This window comes from Spirillospora sp. NPDC029432, from assembly GCF_040703975.1.
Classification (GTDB): Bacteria; Actinomycetota; Actinomycetes; order Streptosporangiales; family Streptosporangiaceae; genus Spirillospora.
This window is the reverse complement of sequence record NZ_JBEZWH010000006.1, coordinates 55534-79880: the sequence shown is the minus strand read 5'-3', so window position 1 is coordinate 79880 and position 24347 is coordinate 55534. Positions and strand designations below refer to the sequence as shown.

Genomic DNA, 24347 nt, shown 5'->3' with positions numbered 1-24347 from the left:
GTCCTGCCCGCCGCTCATCCGGTTCTGCTTCAGAGGAGATGAGAAGTGCTCACCGAACGCGATGGGCAAGGCAACCGCCCGCGCCGCCGCCTCGGCCGCGCCGCCGCCGGGGCGGCCGCGGTCGCGGCCTCCACGGGCGCGCTGACCTTCGTCGCGCCCGCGACCGCGCACGCCGATTCGATCCACTGGTTCAACAACCAGGCGACCGGCCGCTGCTTCAACTGGCCCAACTCCAACTGCGCCTACCCGGAGAACAACAAGATCAACGTCCATCCGTGGCGGGACGGCACCTACGAGCTGAAGTGGGTGCGCGGCAGCAACTGCTTCGACGACAGCGACGCCTACGGCCTCCGCCTGTTCCCGTGCAACTCCAGCAAGTTCCAGAGCTGGTACCTCCACCGCTGGAACGACGGCACGACGCAGATCAAGAACCAGGCCACGGGCCGGTGCGTGGACGACAGCTTCGCCTACGGCCTGCGCACGTACACCTGCAACTCGACGGAGTTCCAGAGCTGGCACGGCTGGTGATCGCGGCGGCGTGACGAGCGCCCGGCCAGGGGAGCCGGGCACCGCCGCCGAACAGCCGTCTACGGGGGCGGCTCCCGGGCCTCACAGCGGCTCGGGAGCCCGTCGGCGCGGGGCAGGACCGACCGGGGCACTTCCGCTACCGTTGGACATTTCTGGATCTTGGAGATGTCCCGATGACCCCTACGGCGCGCCCGGTGAAGCCGGGATGAACGAGCGGTGGAACACGCCCGAGGCCGTGCGCCAGAACGCCCCCAGCGCGTACCAGCTCCACCTTTTCCTGACGCTGGCCGACGAGCTGCACTTCCGGCGGTCGGCGCAGCGCGTCTTCATGTCCCAGGGGGCGTTCTCCCAGCAGATCAACGCGCTCGAGCGCCGCCTCGGCCTGCGCCTGGTCGACCGCACCACCCGGCGCGTGACGCTCACCCCCGCAGGGATGGCGCTGATCCCGTACGCGCGCGCGGTCGTCGCCTCGACCGACCGCTTCCTCCAGGCCGCCCGGCGGCACCGCGACACCGCCTCCAGGCGGATGGTGATCAGCGCGTTCGAGTCCATCACCGCGATACCGCCCGTAGCGTCCATGATCAAGGAGCTGGGCGACCGGATCGACGGCCTGGACATCCAGATCGTCCGCTCCGGGTTCGCCGGGGGCGTGCACGCGCTGTTCAACGAGGAGGTCGACGCGGCGTTCGTCGCCCTGCCCGTCCCCGAGGGGATCCAGACGATGCCGCTCGCGAGCGGCGAGCGCTGTGCGGTCATGGCCGGCACGGAGCCGCTGGCGGACAGGGACGTCCTCTCGCTGTCCGACCTCTCCGACCGGCCCGTCATCGGGTTCTCGCCGGACGTCCCCAAGGTGTTCCAGGACTACTGGTCGGCCGACCCGCGTCCGGACGGCGCCCCCGTCCGCTACACGTCCCACGGCGTCACGGACTACGAGTCGGCGCTGGCCGCCATCGCGCTGGGCGCGGGCATCCAGCTCGTCCCGACCGTCGCTCGCGAGCTGTACCCGCGCCCGCACGTCTCCTACGTGCCGGTGGACGCCCTCCCACCGTGGACGATCGCGCTCGCGTGGCTCCCCAAGAACCGCGACAGCGAGCCGCTCGCGACCCTCCGCGCCATCGCCCACGCCGCGATCCAGCTCACCCCGTCGGCCCCCTGACGCCGCGGGGGCTCAGGGGCGCGGGCTGCGCTTCCGACTCCTTGGCGAGACGCTTGATGCCGTCATGCGCCGATGACGGCAAGAAGATCGTGGACCGCGAACGCCACAGCATCACCGGCACCCTCGGGCCGCTGCCCGACCGTCCCGGAGACCACGCCGTCGGCGGCACTACCCGGTGGGTGCGAGGTAGCGCTGCAGGCTCGCCGGGTCGCCGGGGACGCCCCATGCTCGGAGCATGGTCTCGATCACTGCGTCGTTCCAGGCGTCCGGAGGCAGGTCGGCGAGCGCCCGGACGGCCTGGCGTTGCCGGTCATCGAGGTCCTCGAAGGGCTCGAGTTCCTCGCCCGACCTGCGTTCCTCCTCGTCATAGGGGGTCCGGATGCCGGTCAGGAACGGAGCCGACGTGTAGATCAGGGAGTCGCCCAGGTCGAGGAGGCCGAAAGCGAATGTCAGCGCCGCCCCGACCATCAGCCGCGTCTGCGTCATCGGGCCGTGGCGCAGCCGGTCCACGGCCCGGTCGAAGACGGCCGGATCGGCTTCGGCGCGCAGCAGGAATCGCGTGGCCGCCTCGGGCGAGCCCGAGGTGACGAGGGCACGGTAGGAGTCCTCGGTGTGGCCCAGGTTCGCCCAGACGGAGGAGACGGTGAGCTGCCCGATCACGGTCTCGTCCACCTCTCCCAGCCCCACGAGCGCGGTGGCCGCCGCGAGCCGGTGCACGCGACGGTCATCGGACAGGAACGCGCGGATGCGCGGTATCGCCGGCCGGTGCCCTAGCGCGCCGAGCGCGGTGATCACGTTGCTGAGCGTGTACGGGTCGGTCTCGGTCTCCAGGCGCGCGCTCAGAGCCGGGATCGAGGCGGCAGCCTCCTCCGGGAACAGGCCCAGCAGCGCGGCGGTCCAGGTGCGCAGGCCGCTGTCGGGAGACTCCAGCAGCGGCCGCAGCGCCGGGACGCCCGCCAGAACGGCGTCGTAGACGGCCAGCTCGGTCTCCAGGTTGCGCAGTTCGACCTCCGGATCCCGGTCCTTGCGCAGCCAGGTGCGGCGTTCGCGCTGGAAGTCGTTCGGCGCCTCCTGCACCCAGGCGTCGAGCCGGCGTTCCCAATCCTCGGGCGACATCGCGCGCCGTTCCCGCAGGTCGGTGCGCCAGGCGGCGATGTCGACACCGTGCGGCAGCATGTGGTCCGGGTAGCCGACGGACAGCATCGTGAGCAGAACGACGATCTCCTTGCGGTCGGGCGTGGCCGGATCCACCGCCAAGGCGACCAGGAAGGGCACCGCCGCGGCGCTGGCCGGATAGCGGGTTCCCTGGTGCCAGATGCAGTTCCACAGGTGGTCGTCGCGAGCCTCCCTGCGTTCGTCGGATGAGGGGGAGCGCAGTGCCCGCAGCGCGGCGGGGATCCCCTCCGCGGAGCCGTAGGCGTGACGGAGGCCCGCCCAGTCGATGTCGTCGAGTCCTTCAACAGGATCCATAAAGCCCGATTCTGTCGGGTAGCAGCGCCACCGTGGGCACCAGACTGAGAACCGCGCTCTGCGCGTTTATCCGTACCCAGCTCTGCCAAGAGACGAGTACGCCGGCACGTGGTGGGCGACGTGCTGGGCTGTAGGGGCCGAGGCTGGCGCATGCCGACGATGAAGGTCCGCCGAGTGCTCCGTGTCGTGACTGGCGTCGCAGCGGTACGCCCACCGAGCGCATGAACCCTGCTCTGGGAGCGAAGTGTGGCGGATGATTCGTGCGACTACGATCGATCGGACCGAGTCCCACGTTCTGGCCCTACACGGTTCATGGCACAGGCACCGACGGCGGCAAGTTCACCGAGGCGCTCAGCTCGGTCGAGGGGATCGTGGAAGTGTTCTGGAAGGTCCTCGCTGCGACCGCCCGCTAACAGCGGGGCAACCACTACTACAACCATCCACCCGTCCCTGAAGGACAGCTGCGACCGAATGAGCCTGATCATCGATTTCGAGCGCGACCCTCAAGGGCACCTGCTGCCCAACGGGGCACCCGTCGACCTGGCCACGACCAGCCCGGGCAATCTGCACGACTCGCTGTTCCGCGGCAGGCTCATCCTCCGTTCGGGCGATGTGGACCTCAGCACCGACGGCAGAAATTTCCTCGCCATGCTCAACGTCGTGACGTATTTCCCGCGCGCCTTCACGGACGCCGTCGTGTCGGGCCGCGGCAGCGTTCCGTTCTTCGACCAGGACGACGTCGTGAGGATCACTGTCGATGGCGACGCCGTCCAGTTGTCCCGCCTGTACAGCGACAGGGTCATCGACACCGGCAGGTCCGAGTTCTTCGCCGCGCTGATGGGCTTCCTCAACAGCAGCCTGACCCGGCTCACCGACTATCCGGAGCTGCTGAACAACTCGTATTTCCTCGACCTCCTCTTCGGAGAGCCGGCCTCCGGATTCACCAGAAGCGTCATACGGCGCGCATGAGCCCAGTTTCAGACGCTGCTGCCCCGATACACGACCAGCAGGCAGCCCCATCAGGGCACCCTCGGCCTTCGCCCTGGGCGTGAGCTGCCTGGGCTTCGGTGACGGTGGCCAAGCCAGGTACCGCACCGCCCCGGCCCGATGCCCTGTGCCGACCTCGGTACGGTCTTCCGCGGCAGCTCGGCCAGCAGGAGCCCACGGCACCGCCGCCGTGGGCCCACCCGCCAGAACCCGCAGGCCACACGGCCCATCAGATCCTCGAACATCATCTGCCACCGGCCAAGGCCTATTCGGCAGCGAAGAGGAGCGCGACACCGCCCAGCAGTTCAACCCAGAAGTAGAACCAGGACGGGTAGAACGCAGACGGTCTTTCGACCGCACGGGCCACCAGACGACCGAACGCCATTCCCAACAGCGCGACCGCAACGGCGGTAACGACCCCGTGCCCGATCTGCTCGACGTCGGCCGCCGCCAGCACCAGCAGGATCGCGATGGCCACGCCGAAACCGCCGTACACGGCGCGGATCTCAGTGCGGCCCTCAGGAGTGTCGGCGACCATCCGGAACGGCTTGATGAGCGCGGCGGGCATCAGCAGGCCGTAGACGCCCATACCCAGGAAGAAGACCGCCGCGGCGGAGATGATGATGACGGACATGGTGGGAGATGATTGCCCCGATGACCCCGCCGCCGCTTTCAGAAACGTGCTGCGGCCGAACGTCGCTGTGGCTGTGGCCCGGTCACGCGCTCTACAACGGACCCGCGCTGGACCTGGACATGCACTCGGGGGCCGTGGCCTGCCTGGCCGTCGGTCTGGACGACCCGTTCACCATCGACATCCCCCACCGTCCGACCCGCACGGCCCGAAGCGCCCTGATCGCGCCTCGGACCAGACACCGGCTCGTCGCACAAGGGCGCATGGTCTTCTGCTACTTCGATCCCTCATCCCCGCGCCGCGGAACCTGCGCCGACCAGATGACCGCCGGAGACGCCGTGCTCGGCCTCAATCACGCTGACGAGCGGCGCCTTCTCCACTTCCGGCCGACACAGAACTGGCTGGACTTGGCCGCCCCACCAGGCCCCATCCGCACCGATCCCCGCATCGATCAGGCCATCGCCACACTCCGGGCGCAGGTGCACCGGATGGTCTCCGCAGAGGAACTGGCGCGCGGTTGCGGCCTGTCCGTGTCCCGCTTCCTGCACCTGTTCGCAGCCCACACCGGCACCAGTTTCCGCCGCTACCGCCTGTGGACCCGAATGCTGCGCGCCGCCCAACTCGTCGCCGAGAACGAAGACCTCACCACCGCCGCCACTGAGGCGGGATTCGCGACCCCCTCACACTTCAGCGACGCCTTCCACCGCATGTTCGGCCTCCAGCCCAGCCGCCTGCTCGCCACCGGCGCCACGATCGTCGTCATCAAGCCCGCGCCCGCACCTGCCACACCAGCGGCAACCTGCACGAAAGAACTAAAGATCCGAAGTGGGAGGCCCCTCCTGTAGCGGGTTCCACTGATGTGTTGACCGGGTTCTGACGCTCTCTTACACTCTCGCCACCGCAGCTCGTCAAGTGCCTCATATTCGCGGGAGCACCAAATGACCGAGCCGAAGAAACGTTCCGAAACACTGAACGGCGTACCGGGCCAGGCCGAGCCCGTACCGCCCCCGGTCGTGGGTGGCGGACCGCCGGCGGGCGGCGGTCCTCCCGCGAGCGGTACGCAGCTGGAAGTCAGCCCGGATCGGCTTCGCCGGCTGGCGGGGCCGGCACAGGAGTTGGCGATCGACGTCCGCGTCGGTGCCGCCAAGGTGAGGCCCGACACCACGGCCGCCGTGGCGGCGCTGCGTGACGGGTGGGCCACCTCCGCGGCACTCGGCCGGCTGGTGAACGACTGGTCGGGCAAGCTGGACGATCTGGCCGGCCGGATCGGCGGCGTCGGCCAGAAGATCGGCCACGCCGCGGCGACGTACCGTGAGGCGGAGGACTACAGTCGCCGGGTCATCGAGGGGAACAGGACGACGATCCGGAGACCCTGACCATGGTGTCCTTCGAGCAACTGCGCGACGTCAGGCTGGGACCGGTCGGTGAGGCGGCCGACGCGTGGCTGCAACTCGCGCGGCGGCTGGAAGCCGTCCGCGACGGCGTCAGGGCCAGGCTGCTCGGGCAGCTGATCGAATGGCGCGGACCGGCCGCGAGCGCCGCGTACGCTGACGTCGCGGTGCTCCACGCCAAGGTGAACGCGGCGTCGATCCACGCGAAGGCGGTGCATCAACGGCTGGGGTACGCGGCCCGGCAGTTCACCAAGGCGCAGCGGCAGCTGCGGGACGCGATCGAGGATGCCCGCGCAGCCCGGCTCGTGGTCGGGCGGGGAGGGGCGCTCGAGTACTCGAAGGCCCTCGTCGAAGCCGACCCGTCCCCGCTGGCGCTGCTGGCCGTCAAGCAGCGTCATATGGACCCGATCGCCGCTCGTTTCCGGACGGCCCTTCAGATCGCGAACGAGGCCGACCGCCAGGTGAGCTCACTCCTGGGCGCACTCGGCGCCGAAGCGATCGAGGATCCCCACCAGTGGCTGCGGCATCCCAACGACGTCCCCGGCCGCCGCCCGTTGTCGGAGATCCTCGCGCGCTACCAGATCAACGATGACCCGAACGGCATGACCAGGTATCCCGACGGACTGCCGGGCCTCCTGTACGACGCCCTCGGCAAGCGCCGCGAGAACCTCACCGACGGGGAGCGCGACATCATCGACGCCCATCCGGCCGAGGCACTGAAGGCCGGAAAGATCAAAGACTTCGTCTGGGCGGAGTCCGAACGGCGCTACGAGGGCCGGGGCGTCTTCGAGGGACACGGCGACGCCTTCCGCCATGCCTACTGGAACGCCGTCATGCACATCGAGATGGGGGAGACCTGGAGCAAGGACTTCACCACCGCGCACGAACGTCAGCCCGGCAACCGGGACGTGCGAGAGGCGATGGACCTCCACAACAACGAGGTCGGCCGGCAGATTGCGCGCGAGCACCCGCACGCGTCCCGCGAGGAACTGGCCGGCCATGTCGAGCAGGCGGTACGGGACGGCCGCCTGGTGGTGATCGACCGCGACGTGCAGTTGCGCTGGAGCGACACCGTCCCTCCCGGGCAGACCGCCCCGGAGCAGGCGGTGTCGGATCCGCGGCGGGCCGCGACGCGGCCCGGGCACGATCCGCGTGATCTGCCGCCGGGGTGATGCGGATGGTACGCGGGATCGTCGCGATGTCAGCCGCGGTGTTCATACTGGTGGCGGCGTGCGGTGGTGGCGGGCTCTTCCATTCGGCCGACGACCGGGCCCTAGAGAAGGCGCTGGTCCGAGCCGGAGGGGAGGGACGCGCGTTGCGGCTGCGCGAGGTCGCCCGGTTCTCGTGGGACGAGGTCTACATCCTGCGGGGCGGGCTCCGGGGGAGCCGGATCAGGGAGATCACCGGGCAGGCGGTCGTGCCTGACGACGAGTGGTATCACAACGAGGACGGGGCGTTGCTGGTGTTCGTCGACGGAGGGAAGGCCGTACGCGCGATGCAGGCGGCGCCGAACCGGCTCGTCGCCGCGGGACCGTCCGAGAACGGCGGCGGGCGAACGCGCTGGGACCGCGACGTCGTCATCGAACCGAACGGCACCATTCGCGACGGCTGAACCCGCAGCAGAAGGACTCACCGCGGAGCCACCAGGCGTACACGTGCGCGGGGAGCAGATCCAGGCCGGATCGGCCTGGCCGACCGTAGGGATCTGGCGCAGGCGGATCGTGATCGCCGAGCTGCTCCAGGCCGTCAGCTCGCTGCGCGCAATCGCCAAGGGGTTTGGCCGTGCTCTCTCCACCATCGCCGCGAGGTGCGCCGCAACCGCGACCCGCGCACCGGCGATCACCGGTCCTTCCACGCCCAGCGGCGCACGGCCGTGGGGCGGGCACGTTCCAAGCAGGGCGAGATCCGATGCGATCCGGAGCTGACGGAATTCATCCAGGACCACCCGGACCGGCGTTGGAGTCCGGAGCGGGGGTGCTTTACGCGGGTGGACGAATTGGTACGGCCTCGCGAGGTACGCCGGGGAACGGGCCGGCGGTGCGCTGGTCAACCGGTACCGGACTGGGCTCGTAGAGCTCATAGCCGTTCCGGAGGAGTATGGGGATCGCCTCTTCCGGGGAGGACGCTCCGGGCCACCAGCTGACCTGCTGCCACGCATTGAACTTCCAGGTGGTGAGACCCTTGCTGAAGTAACTGGTGCCGTAGCGGCGCAGCAGAGTGCGGTCTCGGAGCAGGACCAGCTCCCCGCTGACGAATCCTCGCTCATCCATTTCGAAGACGAATCTCCAATGCCCGACGACATCCTCTGCTCGCGGTACGTCGACTCCTGGGTCGTCGTCGGCCACGTCAGTCCTCCTGTCGCCGGTCTGTCCTCTGTTTCCCATGATCTCCAAGAGCCTGGGAAGCTGCCCAACCTCCCGCGCGGCACAACGCATGCCGCGCGCCAGCCCCTCCAGCGCCGTCTGGCGCTCGTCCCCGGCCGCCAGATGCTCCTTGACGACCGCGAGCATCCCCGGCAGATGCGCCTCGACCTCGGCGGACGCGAGCGTTCGCAGCCACAGCGACCGCGCGGTGTCGAGGCGCACCTGCGCCGTCGTTATACGGGACGCGACGCGGCCCAGCGGTGGGTGTGGAAGCCGATGACGCCGCGAGCCCTGTCCAGTTCGGCGCGCGCAGGCCGGCGGCGTACTTCCTCACCGGCGTCCCGGCCCTCTAGGGGTGTTTGGGATGTGGTCACAGTGCTTGCTGCATGGAGGTGAACTGGAGGAGCCGGTGGCCTGTCAGGCGGCCGTCCCTCCAGCGTTGCGGATCAGCCGCTGGAGCACTTTCAGCGTGGTGACGTAGTCCTTGTCGTCGATGCCTTCGTGGAGGGCGGCACGGACCGCGGGGGCGTTGCGCGCGAGGTCGACGCGGGCCTGTTCGCCCTCCTCGGTGAGCCACAGCCGGTGGTCGGCGTCCCGGGTCAGCCAGCCGCGCTCCAGGAGGACCTCGGCCTCTGCCGCGAGATCGTCCCCGGGGCGGATGTAGGAGGCCATAGCCTCGCGCAGTTCGGGCAGGGTCATCCCCTCGCCGTCGGGGGAGATGTCGTTCGCCGACAGGTTGCGCAGCAGCCAGAACTGGGGCTGGGTGTAGCCCTTTTCGGCTTGCTGGGCCCGGGTGTACGCGATGAGTGCCTCGTAGGCGACACCGGTCCAGTACGCGGCGGGCTGCTTGACAAGTTCGGCGTCGGAGATTTGCTGAGTCGTCATGGGATGTCCCCTCAGGGCGTTTCGGTGTGGAGCCTGCACGTTGTGCAGGTCATACAGGGAACGTACGAGCTCAAGTGCAGTTGAGGGCAAGTAGATGATCTTTCGAAGGTCGTCGGTGCGAAGGCAAGGAGTCCAGTCCCAGGCTCCGAGCGGATACATGTTCATTCGACGGGGTCTGGTGGCGGGCCCGGACGGGTTCGCCCTGGCGGGACGTACCAGACAGATATGGGCCGTGGGAGACCGGCTACACGCGCTTCCGGCGATGGCAGACCGACGGGACCTGGGTGAACGTTGTCAAGAAGTTCCAGGTCAAAGTGGATGCCGTCTGCCACATCGAGTGGGAGGTGTCAGCGGACTCGACCGTCTGCCGGGCCTACCAGCACGCTGCCGGCGCCCGGAAAAGAGGGCTCCCGCAACGGGCCGGATGCGTCCCGACGGGCTGGCGGTTGAGCCGAACGACCACGCCCCTCGGCCGCTCGCGCGGCGGCCTGACCACCGGGATTCGCCTTGCGGTCGACGCCTACCTTCCACGTTCTGGGCGCCGTCATTACCGCCGGACAGCATGGTGACGCACCGGTGTTCACCGAGGTCATGGACCGCATCCGCATACCTCGCATCGGCGGCGGCCGTCCCCGCATCCGACGCACCCATGTCCTCGCCGACCGCGCAGACTCCTCCCGCGCGTTTCGTCCTACCTGCGCGAACGACAGATCCCGCACACCATTCCAGAGGAGCACGACCAGGCAGGACACCGCCTGCGGCGTGGCACGGCCGGCGGTCGCCCGCGCGGGTTCACCGCGAATGTACAAGCGCAGACACAAAGTCGAGTGCCGATTCGGCCTGCTGAAACAAGCTCGCTGTTTGCTGCTATAAAGCCACCGTCCAACTTGCCTTAATACGGAAGTCGCCGTGACCACATTTCAACACGTCCTAGAGGCGACACATGATGCCGCAGCGTATGACGGCGACTCCGCGAAGAAGTCCTCGCCCCCGACCGACCGACCCTTTCTCCTGTCCGGGCTCTCCACCTACCCTGCGTGGCCCGGTATGAGAAACCTCTGATCCGTAAGGCCGACATCACGGACTGCGGCATCCGTCGCAGATATCCGGATTATCCGAAGATCTGCCGCCTTTTCCTTGCGGTTTCCCGTGTGTGTACCCGGGACGACAAGGGGTAAGGGCGCCATCGAGTTTCAGCTCCAAGCCACAGTTGGACGGATTCATGTTCCGGCCTGCCCTCGAAATCCGGACGGGGCGCCACGTTCCAGTGCCAACGTTCCACGGTTCTGAGGGGAGGCCGGGGAGTCGGGCCGCCTGGTGGCCGGCCGCCTCTGAACGATGATGGGAACACCATGGACCGCCGCCCCGGCACGGGACGAACAGGTCGCGAAATCCGCGCTGTCCAACGTCCTCAGCGTCTACGGGAAGGACCGGCGATCCCGCATCTCCGACCCGGCGGACCCGCGCCGGGTCTTGTCCTGGCCCGTCCGCGAGACCCGGGACGACAAGGGCAACGGTGTCGCCTATGAGTACAAGCAGGAAGACGGCGCCGGGGTAAGACGCGACCACGACCCTCCGCGCAACCGCCGGGGCCTCGACGACCCGAGCCGGACGACCAACCGCTACACCCAACACCTTCGCTACGGCAATTGCGTGCCGCTGCTCGATGACGATGGCGGTCGGCCGGCGGTGCTCGCCGACGACGGGCCCGAGGGCGCCGTCCAGATGTCCGTCCAGGAGGTGTCCGAGCCGTCCTTCGACCAGATGTATGACCCGAACGACCAGCTCGGCCGGTACTCGGTATGCAACTGGGAGCTGTTCTTCCACACACCCGGTGACGATCGCGGCCCACCCGAGCAAGGCCGCGCCGCTGGCCGCGATGGAGAAGCGCGACGGCGAGGAACTCGCGCGGCGGCGGCGAAGGCACGAGATCGGCATGGCCCGGCTCGCCCGCGACGTGCGTTGCCTCGCCTGGAAGGCGGCCGAGGCGAACACCGCGGCCCTGCCGCGCGCGCGTGCGGCCACGTTCGCCCCGCTGCCGCCACTTCCAGTTCCTGCTCGGCCGTCCCGAGTCGTCCGAGGCCGACCGGCTGTGCGACGTCGGGACGACCCGGGCGCAGGTGACCGAGGCGAGCTTCCCCGAAGTGCACAAGAAGGTGGCGAGCAGTACGCGATCACCGTTCCGCAGGAGGGCCGGTCGGCGCGTACACCCCGACCTCTACCTCATTGTCCGTTACACGATCCGCTGACGCGCGACCCAAGGAGCGCTGGACCCATGATGAGCACGATTCCCCGCACAGGGAGGCCCTGATGGCGCCCGCCGTGTGGAGCCCGTTCGGGGGCCCGAGTGACGTCCCCGTGCGTTCGATCGCCGGAGTCTCGATCGGCCCGAACATGCTGCACGTCGTCGACGAGCAGGGAACGGTCTGGAGCTGCGAGGTATGGGGGGACCCGCCGGACGGCTTCTTCAACCCCGCTGAGTACTGGACCTCCCAGGGCACGCCCGCCGCCGGCGTCACGGCCGCCGCGGACGTCGGCGTGCTCGACGCGGAAGGCAGCGAGCCGCGGCCCACCTGGGTGTTCGTGATCGGTAGCGACAGGCGCCTGTGGGCGAGGACGGCCGAGGACGTGGGGGGCGCGGCCCACTGGACCTGGGTCGACCATGGAGCCCCGGACGGCAACCCGATCAAGACCGGCGTCGCCCCGATCGCGGTGGACGCCTTCGGAGGCTCGCCGGCCGTGCACGTGCTGGCCGACGACGGGCGCCTCTGGATGCGCTCCATGTCCGGGGACGGCTGGCGCTGGCGTGACCGCGGCGTACCGGAGGGCTGGCCGATCTCCGCGATCGTGGGTGCGGCCGCCCTCCCGACCGATGCGGAACCGCTGCCGATCGCCGCCGTCGCCACCGGCGACGGGCATCTGTGGATCAGCACGCCGGACGGCGATTCCTTCAACTGGAGCGATCTGGGCACACCCGCCCCGGAAGAGAAGGTCGTGGCCGGGATCGGCATCGAGGTCGTGACCGAGCCGACCGCTTCGAGGGCCCTGAACATCGTCGTTCTCGGCTCACCCGGCGGGCAGGTGTGGACGTGCCGCTGGGAGCCCGGGAAACCTCCGTCCTGGAAGGCGCACGGGCGGCCCGCCGACGCGCGGATCCGCAGCGCCGTCGGGACCGCGTCCGATCCGGCGGACGAGGCCGGCTGCCTCATCTCGGTCATCGGAAACGACCATCAGGTCTGGGTGATCGCTTCGGCGTCCCCGGGCGCGGCCTGGTCACGCTGGGACCCGCCGTCCGACGCCACCACGGTCGCCGCGGGCCGGGCCGTCATGCTGGGCCGGCCGTGCGCGGTGGTGCTGGACGCCGCCCGGCGCGTCCACATCGTGACCCCGGCGACGGGGTTCGCGGACGAGGAGGCCCGCTGACGGTGTCCGTCCGGCGGACAGGCTACGGAAGTCCGGCCGAGTTCACCTGGGCGCGGGCGACGGCGCCGCCGCAGTCATCGCCATCGGCACGAGCGGCGGCCAAGTCCACCGGCGCAGGCGCACCGGGACGGGGTGGCCGTTAGAAGCATGTCGGGCCTCGCCCGGCGCTGCGAGCGTGCTCGACACGGCCCTGCTCACGGCGAGCGCAGGCAAGCTCACACCGGTTCTCGTCGGAGACGACCTGCGGGTCTGGCTGCACCGTCCGGCAACGACGCCCACGCCATGGACCGGCCTGGCCGGACCCACCCCGGACCCGCCCCGGATGCGAACCGGCTGCACCTCCTGGACCCCAGCCCACATCGCCGCGAGCACCACCCGCCCACGGCACGGAGTTCAGGCACACCCTCGTGGTCAACAGCGTCACCGGACGGCCGTGGGTATGCCAGGGAATCGAGCCCGCCGCCACCTGACTCCGCACCGCCTCGGACGCCGACCGCGTCGCCCTGGAATTCGCGACAACACCCGCGTCCGTCGCGGCCGGTGCGGCCCGAAGAGCCGGGGAACGAAGGCTCGCCGGACATCGTCAACGTCTTCTGAGGGCGGTTAGTGTTCCCATGGGCCGGGGCGGGCGGTGGAAGCACATGTGGATTGGCTGCGGAGCATGAGACGCCGGAGCGCTGACGCAGAGCTGCGACGCAAGCAGAAGGCGGTGGAGAGACTGCGGGCGCGCGCCGCGTCCGCGCCCGCCCGCCACCGCCCCAAGCTCTCCGCCGCGTTGAACGATCTCGCCCTCGTCCTCACGGCGCAGGGCCGGTCGTCCGAGGCGCTGCCGATCGCTCATGAGGCGCTCGCGATCGAGCGGGAACTGGCGCAGGCCAAGCCCGCCCGGCACCTCCCCGATCTGGCGACCTTGCTGTACAACCTCGGCATCACGCTGATGCATCTGGAGCGCCCGTCCGAGGCGCTGGCCGCCCATCAGGAAGGGTTGGCGATCTGGCGGGAGCTGCCCGAGACCGCCACTGCTCGCCACCGTTCCGAGCTCTCGGACTCGCTGAACGCTCTCGCCAACACCCTGAGGAAGCTGGACCGATCGGTTGAGGCACTGACGCACCGGGAGGAAGCGGTGGCGATCAGGCGGGAACTGGCACGATCGGACCCCGCCCTCTACCGCGCCACCCTGGCGAACGGTTTGTACGACCTCGGCATCACGTACGCCGAACTGGGGCGGCCTGCGGACGCGTTGCCGGTCGAGAGGGAGGCGGAGGCGATCTGGCGAGATCTATTCGAATCCGGCGTGGATCACTCCATCCCCGGGCTCGCCGTCACATGTGCCACGCTCGGCGCCAGGTTCACGGAGCTGGGACGGGCGGCTGAAGGCCTTCCCTTCGCGCAGGACGCGGTGGAGATCTACCGGGGGATGTTCCAGGCGAACCCGGCCTACGGCCCGCATCTGGCCGATTCGCTGTCCGTCCTCGGCGACGCGCTCGAAGGCCTGGGACGCCATGAGGAGGCGCGAACCGCACGAGACGAGGCGAGCCGGTACCCCCAGAACCTCTGAGACGGGTGCCGAGCCAGTGATCCCTCCCCGGGAAGCCACTCCACCCAGGCTTGGATCTCGGCCCGATGGCGGGTGCGTACGGCCGCAAGTAGGCAGCCTCCGGTAACCCGGCCGTGACCAGGAGAACTGGCCGGTGCTCAAGCCGGTCGCCCTGAGTCTCCTTTCGACAGGCCGATCACCGCCGCCCGCCGCGCCCGCCGACCGTATCGACGAGGGGGCCCAAGATCGGTATATTTCGCGTCTTCGCGGAAGATGATCACAGGGGGCAGGGTGTCGTACAAGCGGCCGAGTCGGCGGGAATTCGGCAGGCTGGTGGGGTTGGCGGCGCTGGGGACGGCGTCACCGGGGCTGCTGTCAGGGTGTGCGCCCGCCACGGGTACGGCGGTCAGGGCGGGTGCCGCCGCGCGTACCTGGAAGGTCACCGGTACGGCGGGCAGCGGGCTGGGCGGCTTCGACTCGGCGGTCAAGAAGCTCATGCAGGCCCGCGACATTCCCGGCGGCTCCCTGGCCGTGACCTATAAGGGCAAACTCGTGCTGGCGCGCGGCTACAGCTGGAGCGACGACGCGTCCCTCAGCGTCCAGCCAACATCGCTGTTCCGACTCGCCAGCCTCAGCAAGGCCATCACCGCGACGGCGGTGACGCGGCTCGTTCAGGACGGCAAGCTCAGCCTGTCCGCCCCGGTCACCGACCTGCTCGAGCTGACTCCGCCGGACGGCAAGAGCGCCGACCCCCGCCTGTCGCAGGTCACCGTGCGCCGCCTCTTGCAGCATCTGGGCGGCTGGGACCGCGACGTCTCCGGCGACTTCACCCACCGCGACCGGGACGTCGCCGCGAGCCTGGGCGTCTCGCTGCCGATCAGCCGGGCGGACATGATGCGGTACGGGACGGGCCTGAAACTCGACCACGACCCCGGCACCACCTACGCCTACAGCAACTACGGCTACCTCCTGCTCGGCGAGATCATCGCCAAGGTCTCGGGCACCACCTACGCCGACTACGTGCAGCGCAACGTCTTCGCTCCCGTCGGGATCACGCGCGCCAGGCCCGGAAGGTCGCTGCGCGCCGATGCCGCCGCGGGCGAGGTGCCGTACTTCTCCCAGTACACCGGCAAGTCCGTCTTCGACGCCGCCGGCACTACCGTTCCCGGCCCGTACGGGACGTTCAACGTGGAGAACCGCACCGCGATGGGCGGCTGGCTCGCCTCGGCCGTCGACTACGCCCGCTACAGCACCATCCTGGACGGGACGACCAGCGTGCTGAGCAAGGCATCGGTGGAGAAGGTGTTCGCCAAGCCCGAGACCGGCCTGAACTCCGGCGGTTCCTACTACGGCTTCGGCTGGTTCGTCCGGGACGTCACCGGCGGCCGCAACACCTGGCACGACGGCTCACTGACCGGCAGCAGCACCATCGTGACCCGCCGCTACGACGGCGTGAGCTGGACCCTGCTGTTCGACCAGCGCGACGACCCCTCCGGCCTGACCTACAACTACAGCGACTTCAGCGCACCCCTCCACGATGTCGCCAACGCCATCACCACCTGGCCCACCACCGACCTGTTCGGCAAATACCTTTGATGGCTGCCTGGTCGGCGCGTCTGCTTCAGTCCCCGAAGCGGGCTACGGGCCGACCGGTGACCTGGTTGTTCTTGAGGCGTTCGAGTCCCTCGCCGATCTCGGTGAACCCGATTTTCGGTGTAGGCGGGCACGATCTCCCTGGCGAGGAGAAGGCCGAGGACCTCCTCGATGTCTTCCACTATGCCGCCGAGGGAACCGGTGATGGACTTTCCGAGGATGCTCGGACCGGCCACCGTGGAGGTCGGTGCGCCGAGACCGACGTTGACGACCTTCCCGCCGAACCGCCGTACCGCGTTGAGCGCCTTCCGGGTCGTGTCGATGAGCCAGCGGAACACCGCCGGGCCGAGTTCCTAGATGGGGGTCGTCGGGCCCATGACGCCGGCGTTGTTGCAGATCACGTCGGCCCGGCCGAATCGGTCGATGGTCGCCTGGGCGAGTGCCTCGACGGCGTTGGGGGACGCGGACGTCGGTGGTGACCGCGAGCGTCTCGACCACATGGTCGGCGGCCACCCGGCTCACACTGGCGGTCACCTCCTCGGTGCGCAGGGGTGAGGACCCGCTTCGGGTGACGGACCGCGGGCCGCCGCAGGCGAGCCGGCGGGTGATCCGGGTGAGGGGGCGCCCGACCGACCCAGCGGCGCGGGATGACCGCGAACCGCGCCGCTCAGGCGGCCTGCGCACGATGTGCGGCGTGATGCGCAGGAGCGTGTTCGGCCAGTCGAGCGGCCCTCCGGCGAAGCCGCCGTCCCAGAAGAGGTACCGCACCGCTGTGCGAGGGCGGGTAGCGGCGCGTTCGCAGACCCCGCGTGGAGGGCGGCCTGGACGCGGTCGGGCACGGACGTCCACCGGAGGTCGTGGTGCTCGCCGTGGTGCTCGCCGGCGCGTTCCCGCTCGGTCACCCGGGCCTGATGGCCAGTACGGCGTCGGCGACCGCTCGGAGGGTGGCGACGGGGTCGTCGCCGAGCGGGTAGACGCCGACCTGGTCCGCGCCGGCGTCGAGGTGTGCGATCAGGCCGCGTGCGAGGCCGGGCGGGTCGCCGTAGGCGAGCAGCGCGTCGATGACGCGGTCGCTACCGGTGCCGGAGAGGTCCTCGTCGGTGAAGCCCAGCCGCCGGAGGTTGTTCGCGTAGTTGGTGACCTGCAACGCCTGCCCGGGCGGTGCGGCCCGGGCGACGGCGCGGGCCCGCTCGGCGTCGGGCTCCGGCAGCGCGAAGTGGCCGGGGAGCAGCAGCCTGTCCGCGCCGAGGAGCTCCCTCGCCCGCCGGGTGTGCTCGGGCGTGACCATGCCAGGGATGGCACCCGCGGTGCGTTCGCGGGCCAACCGCAGCATTCTCGGACCGAGGGCGGCCAGCACCACCCGCTCGGCCGGAACACCTGCCAGCGTCAGCCGGTGCACGTAGGACGCCAAGGTGTCGTACGGCGACGCCCACTCGGCGTGCACCTCGCGGTGCCCGATCCCGACGCCGAGGATGAACCGGCCGGGATGCCTGGCGACGATCCGGTGGTAGGAGGCGGCGACGGTCTCGGCGTCGGCGGTCCACACGTTGACCACGCTCGTGCCGACCACCATCCGGGTCGTGGCGTCGAGCAGCTTCTCCGCGAAGGCGAGGTCGGCCGGTGGCGATGCGTCCAGCCACAGCGTGCCGTAGCCGGCCCGCTCCACCTCCACCGCGCTCTCCGGGCTCACTTCGTGCTCGCGCAGATGGGCGCCGAGCAGGCCCAAATCGATGTCCATGATCCGATCCCAGCACCACGCCCCATCGGCGACCAGAACCGGTTCCGACGCGCTCGATAACCTGGCGGCATCGTCGCAGAACAGAGGGGGGCTCGGTGGAACTGCGCGCACTGCACTACTTCGTCGTGGTCGCCGACGAGCTGCACTTCGGGCGGGCCGCCGAGCGGCTGCACATCGCCCAGCCCGCGGTGAGCAGGCGGATCGCCCAACTGGAACGGGAGCTGGGAGTCAGGCTGCTGGACCGTTCACCGCGCCGGGTCCGGCTCACCGCCGCGGGGCACCGGGTGCTCGCCGCGGCGCGTGATGCCCTCGCGGCCGCGGACCGGGTCCGGGCCGCCGCCGGTGAGCCGGCGGGCACCATGCGCATCGGTACGGCCGCCGGGTTCAGCGCTCGCCTGGAGCGCGGGATTGACGCGCTGCGCGAGCACCCCTCGGCGCGCGGTGTCGACGTCGCGCTGGTCGACCTTCCGCTGGCGGCCCGCCTGGACGAGGTACGACGAGGCGAGATCGATCTGGCACTGGCTCGGGGGGTGCGTTCGGCGCCCGGGCTGAGGGTGCTGCCGACGTGGACGGAGCAGCTGTTCGCGGTCGTGTCCGCGCGGCACCCGGCCGCCGGTCACGCGACGATCGACCCGGCCGATCTCGCCGTCGGCGACCTGCGGATCCCGTCACGGGAGCACGCCCTGTTCCTGCCGGAGGCCTTGACGGCCGCGATGCGGAAGGCCGGGGTCGAAGCCCGGGCCGGCCGCCTTGCCGGGACGGTCCAGGACACGCTCGTCGAGGTCGGTGCCAATCCACGCAGCTGGACCGTGCTGCCAGGCGACCAGGTCGCGGAGATCCGCTCCGCCCGGGTGCGGGCGATCCCGTTCGCACCGCAGACCACGATCACCGGCAGCGTCGTCGTACCGGTCGACCTCCCGCACACCTGCGCCGGCGCCCACCAGGCGGCCTTCGGAGACTGACCCGTCCACAGCATGAGCAGGTGCGGCTTGACGCCGCGCAGGAACGGGTCGGTGGCCTTGTTGAACAGCTGGATCGGCGTGATCGACGGTCGGAACGCCTCGTGGCCGAGGAAAAGGCTCGGAGCCATGACTACTTCGTCCAGGGCGGGCCGAGCTCGGCGGCGAAGCCGATGGAGTCAGGGGCATGCAGGGCTGTAGCCAGATGATCAGACACCACGCACCGCAGCCCAGTACGCCACCAGACCCCGCGCTCAACACCGCTGGACCGTCCAGCAGGGGCGTCAACCAAGGCCGCACAAGCGGGGCGCCACAGCGAGTGGACGCGACGCTCTCCAAAGAGAGATGCGAACCGGCAACGCCAGGACGACGCCTGCCAAGTAGCGCTGAAAACCCTCAGCCGTTATCACCAAAGGTCACAGGCCCGGTTGTTACGTCGGGCTTGCTGGTGGGTGGGTTGCGGCGAGGTGGTCGTGGAGTTCGGCGTGGCGGAACTGGTAGTAGGGGCCGACCGTGCGGAGCAGGCCGAGGCGGTGGCAGTCGTCCAGGAAGGGCATCAGCCGGCGTGGCAGGTGACCGGCTCGTGCCAGCTTCCAGGTGGTGAGCTGGTAGGCCCACCAAGCCCGGTGGTTTCCGAATGCGAGCCCGAACGGGAGCCCGAATCCGGACCCGATCCCGAGCATGAGCACGTCGTCGGGGGCGAACTTGGGCCCGAAAAAGTGCCAGGTCGTAAGCGTATACGTGAGCGCGATGGCGACGATGATGGTGCTGAATCGGAGCAGGTTCAGTCTTCTGTCGGTGCGCCAGCTGCTCATCGGTGTTGTGGCGTGCTGGGTCGGTGCTGGTGTCGCCGCCCAAGCCATGATCCCCAGTGCAAGCGTGAGGGGGAACCCGAACAAGAGCGCGAACACGAGCCCTACTCGGAGCCCGGTCGCGAACGCGTTGGCAAGCACGGCTGCCAGGAGCCCGAGCCAATCCGAGAGCCCGGACGCGTACTGGTACGCGAGCTCGGCCGCGAAGCCGGCCGCGAGCCCGAACGCGAATGCCACCGCGGTCCCGACCGGGAGCCTGACCGCGAGGTGGCGGGCGAGGGCGGCCGAGCGTCGGCGGATGCGCAGGTCGGCGTATCCGGGTGAGTCTTGCCCCCATGACGGTGCCGTGAGCCCGACCACGAGGCCGAGCGGGAACCCGAACGAGAGCCCGAGGACCCCGGCGATGAGTGCGTACTCAAGCCCGTACTCAAGCCCGATCGGAAGCCCGAACACGAGCCCGCCCACGAGTCCGGGGACAAGGGTGATGACGAGGGCGAAGACGAGTCGGGTGGTGGGGGTGAAGGCGTTGGTGGTGGCGGCCAGTCGCCACCAGACGAGGTCGCGGGTGCCCTGGCCGCCGTGGGCGGGTTGGGTGGTGAGGTGGTGGGCCAGGTATCCCAGCCAGTGGCGGACCTGGGCGGGGTCGTGGCGGCGGCGGGGGCGGAACGGTTCGGCGGGGGTGTCGGCAGGGGGACGGGTGGTGATCACGGTGGGGATGAGCTGGTCGAGCAGGTGGGCCTGGAGCGCGGCGGGGGTGGGGAAGCGGTCCGGGTCGGTCAGTGGGGTGGGGTCGGTGCCGGGGGCGGTGTAGACGGTGCGGACCAGCCACAGTCCCAGCGGGGTGGAGGTGAGGTCGGCCAGTGCCGTCGCCGGCCGGTGCGCCGGGCCGGGCGGGGTCTGGTCGGCGGGGGGTGTGGCGCGCAGCGCGGTGAGGGTCTGCTGCCAGGCCGGTCCGGGGGAGGGCGGCAGGCAGCGGGTGAGGTGGTCGGCGGCGGCCTCGGGCGTGAGCGGGCGCGGTTCGAGCACGGCGGCGGAGGTGATGACGTCCCCGGCGGTGCTGATGGCGGTGGTGAACTCGGTGGTGCGGCTGGTGAGGATGAGCTGGTCGTCGCCGCCCAGGGAGCGGTTCAGTGCGGTGATGACGGCGGTCTGGGCGGGTGGGGGCAGCTCGTCCAGGCCGTCCAGGACCGGCAGGATGTGCCCGCGCCCGGCCAGGGCCGCTGCCACCTGGGCGCCCAGCTCGGGTGCGCGTAGCGCCGGATAGTCGCCGGTGAGCCGGGCGGCGATCCAGTCTTGCAGGCGGGGGTGGCGGTGGGTGTCCCAGCCGGCCACCGGCAGCAGTACCGGGACCGGTTCGTCGGCGGTGCGGGTGGCCAGCAGGTGCAGCAGCAGTTGGAGCGCCAGCGTGGTCTTGCCGGTGCCCGGTCCGCCCAGGATCACCAGCCGGCGCCGCCGGGTGCGGCGGAACCGGTCGGCCAGCGAGTCGATGTCGGCGCTGGAGGCCGCCCACCACAACCGCACCGGCCCGCCCCCAGGCCCGCCGGGCGGTGCGGCGGACGGGTCGATGTTGATGGCGTGGTCCATCAACTCGGCCGCGTCCGGGGTCCGCCACCGGACCGGGATCGGGTCCGGGTCGTCCAGCGACCGCAGCCGCGCCTCCTGCTTCCACTGCTGGTCCACCAGCTCGGCCAGCACCTGCTTGGCCTGCGCCACGGTGTCCGCCGCCGGTGCGGTGGCGCCGACCCGGCGGGAGCGCTGCCGGGCCCACCGCGCTGTGCCGACCAGGGCCACCGCGGCGGCCAGGAGCGCCCCGGTCAGCTGCGCGCGGTTCGCCGCGTCCTCCAGCCCGGCCTTTCCCTTGCCGATCACCGGGTCGACGGTCACCCAGGCCAGCACCAGCACCCCGGCCACCGCCGCCACTACCGCCAGCCACGGCCGCCATCCTTTGCCCCTGCCCACGATGCCATCCTGACGCCGATGCGCCGCACACCGCTGACAAAGGTCCAGACCTTCCAACAAAGATCCAGACCCCTCCATACCTGCCCGCCCGAATACAACCGGCGGTCGGCCCGAAACGGGAAGGGCGTGGAGGCGCGGCCACCGGTCGCCAGCGCTCAGGCGGCCGACATATAGGGATGCCGGTCAGGCGAGGGCAGGATGCGGCGGCCACCATGACGGCGGGCTAACGGGATCGCGCCGCCTCGGTATGAATAGCCCCTCAACCCACTCCGAATGCGATCAACTACGGCATCGCTCGATACGTGGAGATGAAACGGCGTGTCACAAGATCTGCGACAGAGCCGCTCAACGTCCACAGCTGTCGTTCCGACATGGGATCGGATCTGCTGCCCGTCTTCTTCTCTGCGGGGCCGTTGACGTGAACCTGGGCTAGGAGGTGACCGATTCGCCGGGTTGTCTGTCGTTGCTCTGGTTCGGACGGGCAGGTCGGGCGACGGTCAGGTCGCATCGCCCGTCGGTGCAAGAGCGCCGCAACCGACCCATGGAGATGGTCTGCACCAGCCCGATCGTCCAGCAGGTGGGACACCCGCGTAGCGTCAGCAGGCCGATCGGTACGAGCAGGAGGCTGCCGAGCCCCACCACCGGCAGCAGCGCGAACGAACCGATCAAGGCCCCGAACCCCACCGCGCCGCGTAGCAGATGCCGAGGCAGCGAGGTGCTCGCAAAGCTCGACTTGTCAGTCATCGCCGCCTCCTGGGGACGAGTGGGTTGGGCCCTGCAGCGTGTGGTGAACCGCCGCACGAGCGCGATGCAGCCGCGACTTCATCGCTGCGACGCTGAGGCCGAGCGCGTCGGCGACCATCCGCCCGCTGTAGCCCTGGACGTCTCGCATGATCAGCACGTGGCGCTGGTCGGCCGGCAGAGCGGCGATCGCCGCGGCCACCCGGCCGGCCTCCAAGCGTTGCAGAACCTCGTCCTCGGCCGAGACCGTGCTGAAGTCCGGAATCGGTTCGTGGTGCCGCGTTCTCAGCTTCGCCCGCCGCAAGCACTCGTTGCGGACGATGCGGAACATCCACGACGCCAGCGCACCAGAGGCCCGCAGTGTCCCGATCTTGCGATACAGAATGATCAACGCCTCCTGCGCGGCGTCCTCGGCGTCTTCGGGCGACGCGCACAGCGAGCGGGCGAATCTGCGCACGTGCGGATGCGAGCCGGACACCAACGCGGCGATCGACTCCAGGTCACCGCCCTGCGCGGCTGCGATGAGCCGTTCACCGGGCCAGGTTCCCTCAGCCACGCGAGCGGCCCCGCCGACGTAGCACGGTGAAACTGCACGCGCAGACGAGCACGGCCACGCCGATCAGAGCGGCACCAACGATCATGACAACCTCCCGGTCCTGTCCCGACGCTGTTGTCGGCACACCTAAGAGAGGAGCGAACTCGTTCAAAGGATTCACCCGCCTCCAAGACCGATGAGCTGTGTACGTTGAGCAGTTGCTCCGGCCGTGGCAGCGCGACCCCGTTCACCAGTATGTGCGGCTCTGCAAGAACGACGCGGTGGCTCCGCTCCCGCTCGGCCGATCCCACGGCCTCGGACGGCTACCCGATGGATCACGAGTCATCCCGACGCCCTGCGGTCCGACGACGCAGCGGCGCCCACAAGGAGATCTCGTAAGCCTTGTCTGGAGGCGGACGCCGCCACCTGGCCCGTCCGCGCCTTCGCCACCATGACGCGCGACCTGCGCAGGAACTGCCTCTGTGCCTGGTTCGACGCCGTCCGCCGCAGCGACGTGCCCACCTGGTGTCCAGTACGCCGATGGCCTGTCGCCGACCGAGATGCGGTGACCGCCGGGGCTGTCAGTGCCCTGTCCCGCGGGGGAGGCCGAGGGCCAGAACACAAGAGTCGAGCGGATTAAGAGGGACGGCTACGGGGCGCGCCAACTTCGATCTTCTCCGAAACGGATCCTGGTTCGAGACCGAGGTCCACCATCACAAGATCAGCGACAGAGCCGATGGACGTGCAGAGCCGCCGTTGGAGCGATTGGACGTCGGCTCGCTGCAACCAAGTCCGGTGGGGCGGGGTTTCCAGGTCGTTGCCGGTGAGAGGAGCGGGTGGCGACCATGGGATCTTCGGCGGAAGACCGACAGGCGTCAGGCGATGCGTGGGCGGTCATGGAGAAGTTCTATGCGGCAGAGGCGGCGTACGTGGCCGCAGGCGGGCATGGCAAGGCGAGCTACGAGCAGGCGGCCGCGTGTCTGGATCCGGAAGTGGTGCTGCATCAGGCTCCGGGCCTGCCGTTCACAGGAAGCGGGACGTGGCGGGGACGCGACGGCATGGAGCGGTTCCTGGCCCTGTTCAGTGAGGTCTGGGAATCGATGGAGTTTCTGGAACAGCAGCACTGGGGCGATGCGGACACCGTGGTGGTGCGCAATCGGGTCCGGTTCCGTGCCCGGGCCACTGGCCGCGAGGTGGAGACGTTGATCTTGCAGCTGATCAGCGTTCGGGATGGGCGCATGCTCGAATGCCGTCCCTTCTATTGGGATCCGGCTGCCATAGCCGAAGCCTGTGGCTCGGCGGGTCCGCAATGGGAGAGCGAGGATCCGGCGGTGTGATCAGCCGGCCGCGGCGATCTCGGAGTTGACGGCGGCGGGGCGGTAGCCGGGGCCGTTGATGGCGCTCACTTCGCAGTGGCGCAGCGAGGCGCCACCAGCGGGCCGTCCCCTGCGGGTACTGCGCACAGTGGGCCTGTTCAACCCGGTTTCCCGAGTGAACTCCGAGAGCGTCATACCCCATCCCCGCAAGGCCCGGAACCGGCGTAGCTCAAGCCGGCGCTCGGCCTCAACCACCGTGACCGTCCCCAATACAAGTGATCGACCCCGCTCGGAAGGCTTCGGCGTTGGCTCCTTGGTTGATT

22 protein-coding genes and 1 pseudogene are annotated in these 24347 nt (G+C 69.8%); 14 read left to right on the top strand and 9 right to left on the bottom strand.

The window, feature by feature from the left end; all coding sequences use genetic code 11:
• Window positions 1-45 precede the first annotated feature (45 nt).
• Window positions 46-528 (top strand): hypothetical protein, encoded by a 483-nt coding sequence (locus tag AB0881_RS06625; protein WP_366614798.1) that lies wholly within the window; start codon window positions 46-48, stop codon window positions 526-528.
• Between the two features lie 205 nt (window positions 529-733).
• Window positions 734-1684, top strand: a complete 951-nt coding sequence (locus AB0881_RS06620) for a LysR family transcriptional regulator (RefSeq protein WP_366614796.1) — start codon at window positions 734-736, stop codon at window positions 1682-1684.
• A gap of 168 nt (window positions 1685-1852) precedes the next feature.
• Here the strand turns inward: AB0881_RS06620 and AB0881_RS06615 are convergent, their stop codons facing one another.
• On the bottom strand, window positions 1853-3154 hold the full coding sequence (locus tag AB0881_RS06615) for a HEAT repeat domain-containing protein (protein WP_366614794.1): 1302 nt from the start codon (window positions 3152-3154) through the stop codon (window positions 1853-1855).
• A 471-nt stretch (window positions 3155-3625) separates the two neighbouring features.
• Here AB0881_RS06615 and AB0881_RS06610 point away from each other — a divergent pair, with 471 nt between their 5' ends.
• A complete protein-coding gene (locus tag AB0881_RS06610) occupies window positions 3626-4123 on the top strand; it encodes a hypothetical protein (protein ID WP_366614792.1) in 498 nt (165 codons plus the stop codon).
• A 283-nt stretch (window positions 4124-4406) separates the two neighbouring features.
• On the opposite strand, the gene AB0881_RS06605 is transcribed toward AB0881_RS06610, so the two are convergent.
• Window positions 4407-4775 carry a DUF4345 family protein gene (locus tag AB0881_RS06605; RefSeq protein WP_366614791.1) on the bottom strand — a complete coding sequence of 123 codons (369 nt, stop codon included), beginning with the start codon at window positions 4773-4775 and terminating at the stop codon, window positions 4407-4409.
• A 20-nt stretch (window positions 4776-4795) separates the two neighbouring features.
• Between AB0881_RS06605 and AB0881_RS06600 the strand changes: the two genes are divergently transcribed.
• From AB0881_RS06600 to AB0881_RS06585, 4 genes are all read left to right on the top strand, one after another.
• Window positions 4796-5617, top strand: coding sequence for an AraC family transcriptional regulator (locus AB0881_RS06600; protein WP_366614790.1), 822 nt, complete (start codon window positions 4796-4798; stop codon window positions 5615-5617).
• A gap of 93 nt (window positions 5618-5710) precedes the next feature.
• On the top strand, window positions 5711-6148 hold the full coding sequence (locus tag AB0881_RS06595; RefSeq protein ID WP_366614789.1) for a hypothetical protein: 438 nt from the start codon (window positions 5711-5713) through the stop codon (window positions 6146-6148).
• Window positions 6149-6153: 5 nt separating this feature from the next.
• Window positions 6154-7335, top strand: coding sequence for a hypothetical protein (locus tag AB0881_RS06590; protein WP_366614787.1), 1182 nt, complete (start codon window positions 6154-6156; stop codon window positions 7333-7335).
• Window positions 7336-7361: 26 nt separating this feature from the next.
• Window positions 7362-7775, top strand: a complete 414-nt coding sequence (locus tag AB0881_RS06585) for a hypothetical protein (RefSeq protein WP_366614785.1) — start codon at window positions 7362-7364, stop codon at window positions 7773-7775.
• Between the two features lie 367 nt (window positions 7776-8142).
• On the opposite strand, the gene AB0881_RS06580 is transcribed toward AB0881_RS06585, so the two are convergent.
• Window positions 8143-8748, bottom strand: a complete 606-nt coding sequence (locus AB0881_RS06580; RefSeq protein WP_366614784.1) for a hypothetical protein — start codon at window positions 8746-8748, stop codon at window positions 8143-8145.
• A 195-nt stretch (window positions 8749-8943) separates the two neighbouring features.
• The gene (locus AB0881_RS06575; RefSeq protein WP_366614782.1) at window positions 8944-9411 is read right to left on the bottom strand and encodes a MarR family winged helix-turn-helix transcriptional regulator; all 468 of its coding nucleotides are present in this window, start codon (window positions 9409-9411) and stop codon (window positions 8944-8946) included.
• Between the two features lie 149 nt (window positions 9412-9560).
• Here AB0881_RS06575 and AB0881_RS06570 point away from each other — a divergent pair.
• The 5 genes and pseudogenes from AB0881_RS06570 to AB0881_RS06550 form a co-directional block, all read left to right on the top strand.
• Window positions 9561-9980: pseudogene (locus AB0881_RS06570) on the top strand (transposase); the annotation flags it as partial.
• Between the two features lie 769 nt (window positions 9981-10749).
• Window positions 10750-11535, top strand: a complete 786-nt coding sequence (locus AB0881_RS06565) for a SpvB/TcaC N-terminal domain-containing protein (protein ID WP_366614781.1) — start codon at window positions 10750-10752, stop codon at window positions 11533-11535.
• Between the two features lie 186 nt (window positions 11536-11721).
• Complete coding sequence (locus tag AB0881_RS06560) at window positions 11722-12834, top strand: hypothetical protein (protein WP_366614779.1); 1113 nt, start codon at window positions 11722-11724, stop codon at window positions 12832-12834.
• Window positions 12835-13543: 709 nt separating this feature from the next.
• Window positions 13544-14392: a tetratricopeptide repeat protein gene (locus tag AB0881_RS06555; protein WP_366614778.1), complete on the top strand. Its 849-nt coding sequence runs from the start codon at window positions 13544-13546 to the stop codon at window positions 14390-14392.
• Window positions 14393-14710: 318 nt separating this feature from the next.
• Window positions 14711-15967 (top strand): serine hydrolase domain-containing protein, encoded by a 1257-nt coding sequence (locus tag AB0881_RS06550; protein ID WP_366614777.1) that lies wholly within the window; start codon window positions 14711-14713, stop codon window positions 15965-15967.
• Between the two features lie 895 nt (window positions 15968-16862).
• Here the strand turns inward: AB0881_RS06550 and AB0881_RS06545 are convergent.
• Complete coding sequence (locus AB0881_RS06545; protein WP_366614776.1) at window positions 16863-17702, bottom strand: TIGR03620 family F420-dependent LLM class oxidoreductase; 840 nt, start codon at window positions 17700-17702, stop codon at window positions 16863-16865.
• A 95-nt stretch (window positions 17703-17797) separates the two neighbouring features.
• On the opposite strand from AB0881_RS06545, the gene AB0881_RS06540 reads away from it, so the two are divergent.
• Window positions 17798-18664 (top strand): LysR family transcriptional regulator, encoded by an 867-nt coding sequence (locus tag AB0881_RS06540; RefSeq protein WP_366614774.1) that lies wholly within the window; start codon window positions 17798-17800, stop codon window positions 18662-18664.
• A gap of 428 nt (window positions 18665-19092) precedes the next feature.
• On the opposite strand, the gene AB0881_RS06535 is transcribed toward AB0881_RS06540, so the two are convergent.
• The 3 genes from AB0881_RS06535 to AB0881_RS06525 form a co-directional block, all read right to left on the bottom strand.
• Entirely contained in the window at window positions 19093-21432 is a 2340-nt protein-coding gene (locus AB0881_RS06535; protein ID WP_366614772.1) for an NACHT domain-containing protein, read from the bottom strand.
• A gap of 429 nt (window positions 21433-21861) precedes the next feature.
• Window positions 21862-22176, bottom strand: a complete 315-nt coding sequence (locus tag AB0881_RS06530; RefSeq protein ID WP_366614771.1) for a hypothetical protein — start codon at window positions 22174-22176, stop codon at window positions 21862-21864.
• Window positions 22169-22729 carry an RNA polymerase sigma factor gene (locus AB0881_RS06525; protein ID WP_366614770.1) on the bottom strand — a complete coding sequence of 187 codons (561 nt, stop codon included), beginning with the start codon at window positions 22727-22729 and terminating at the stop codon, window positions 22169-22171. The genes AB0881_RS06530 and AB0881_RS06525 overlap by 8 nt, the downstream gene beginning before the upstream one ends.
• A gap of 824 nt (window positions 22730-23553) precedes the next feature.
• On the opposite strand from AB0881_RS06525, the gene AB0881_RS06520 reads away from it, so the two are divergent.
• The gene (locus AB0881_RS06520) at window positions 23554-24045 is read left to right on the top strand and encodes a nuclear transport factor 2 family protein (RefSeq protein ID WP_366615028.1); all 492 of its coding nucleotides are present in this window, start codon (window positions 23554-23556) and stop codon (window positions 24043-24045) included.
• Here the strand turns inward: AB0881_RS06520 and AB0881_RS06515 are convergent, their stop codons facing one another.
• A complete protein-coding gene (locus tag AB0881_RS06515) occupies window positions 24046-24186 on the bottom strand; it encodes a hypothetical protein (protein ID WP_366614769.1) in 141 nt (46 codons plus the stop codon).
• Window positions 24187-24347 lie beyond the last annotated feature (161 nt).

What these genes read in the sequence shown, in the direction of transcription:
- AB0881_RS06620 (WP_366614796.1), top strand. Translation starts at nt 734, where the DNA reads ATGAACGAGCGGTGGAACACGCCCGAGGCCGTGCGCCAGAACGCCCCC.
- AB0881_RS06615 (WP_366614794.1), bottom strand. Translation starts at nt 3,154, where the DNA reads ATGGATCCTGTTGAAGGACTCGACGACATCGACTGGGCGGGCCTCCGT.
- AB0881_RS06610 (WP_366614792.1), top strand. Translation starts at nt 3,626, where the DNA reads ATGAGCCTGATCATCGATTTCGAGCGCGACCCTCAAGGGCACCTGCTG.
- AB0881_RS06605 (WP_366614791.1), bottom strand. Translation starts at nt 4,775, where the DNA reads ATGTCCGTCATCATCATCTCCGCCGCGGCGGTCTTCTTCCTGGGTATG.
- AB0881_RS06600 (WP_366614790.1), top strand. Translation starts at nt 4,796, where the DNA reads ATGACCCCGCCGCCGCTTTCAGAAACGTGCTGCGGCCGAACGTCGCTG.
- AB0881_RS06595 (WP_366614789.1), top strand. Translation starts at nt 5,711, where the DNA reads ATGACCGAGCCGAAGAAACGTTCCGAAACACTGAACGGCGTACCGGGC.
- AB0881_RS06585 (WP_366614785.1), top strand. Translation starts at nt 7,362, where the DNA reads ATGTCAGCCGCGGTGTTCATACTGGTGGCGGCGTGCGGTGGTGGCGGG.
- AB0881_RS06575 (WP_366614782.1), bottom strand. Translation starts at nt 9,411, where the DNA reads ATGACGACTCAGCAAATCTCCGACGCCGAACTTGTCAAGCAGCCCGCC.
- AB0881_RS06565 (WP_366614781.1), top strand. Translation starts at nt 10,750, where the DNA reads ATGATGGGAACACCATGGACCGCCGCCCCGGCACGGGACGAACAGGTC.
- AB0881_RS06560 (WP_366614779.1), top strand. Translation starts at nt 11,722, where the DNA reads ATGGCGCCCGCCGTGTGGAGCCCGTTCGGGGGCCCGAGTGACGTCCCC.
- AB0881_RS06545 (WP_366614776.1), bottom strand. Translation starts at nt 17,702, where the DNA reads ATGGACATCGATTTGGGCCTGCTCGGCGCCCATCTGCGCGAGCACGAA.
- AB0881_RS06530 (WP_366614771.1), bottom strand. Translation starts at nt 22,176, where the DNA reads ATGACTGACAAGTCGAGCTTTGCGAGCACCTCGCTGCCTCGGCATCTG.
- AB0881_RS06520 (WP_366615028.1), top strand. Translation starts at nt 23,554, where the DNA reads ATGGGATCTTCGGCGGAAGACCGACAGGCGTCAGGCGATGCGTGGGCG.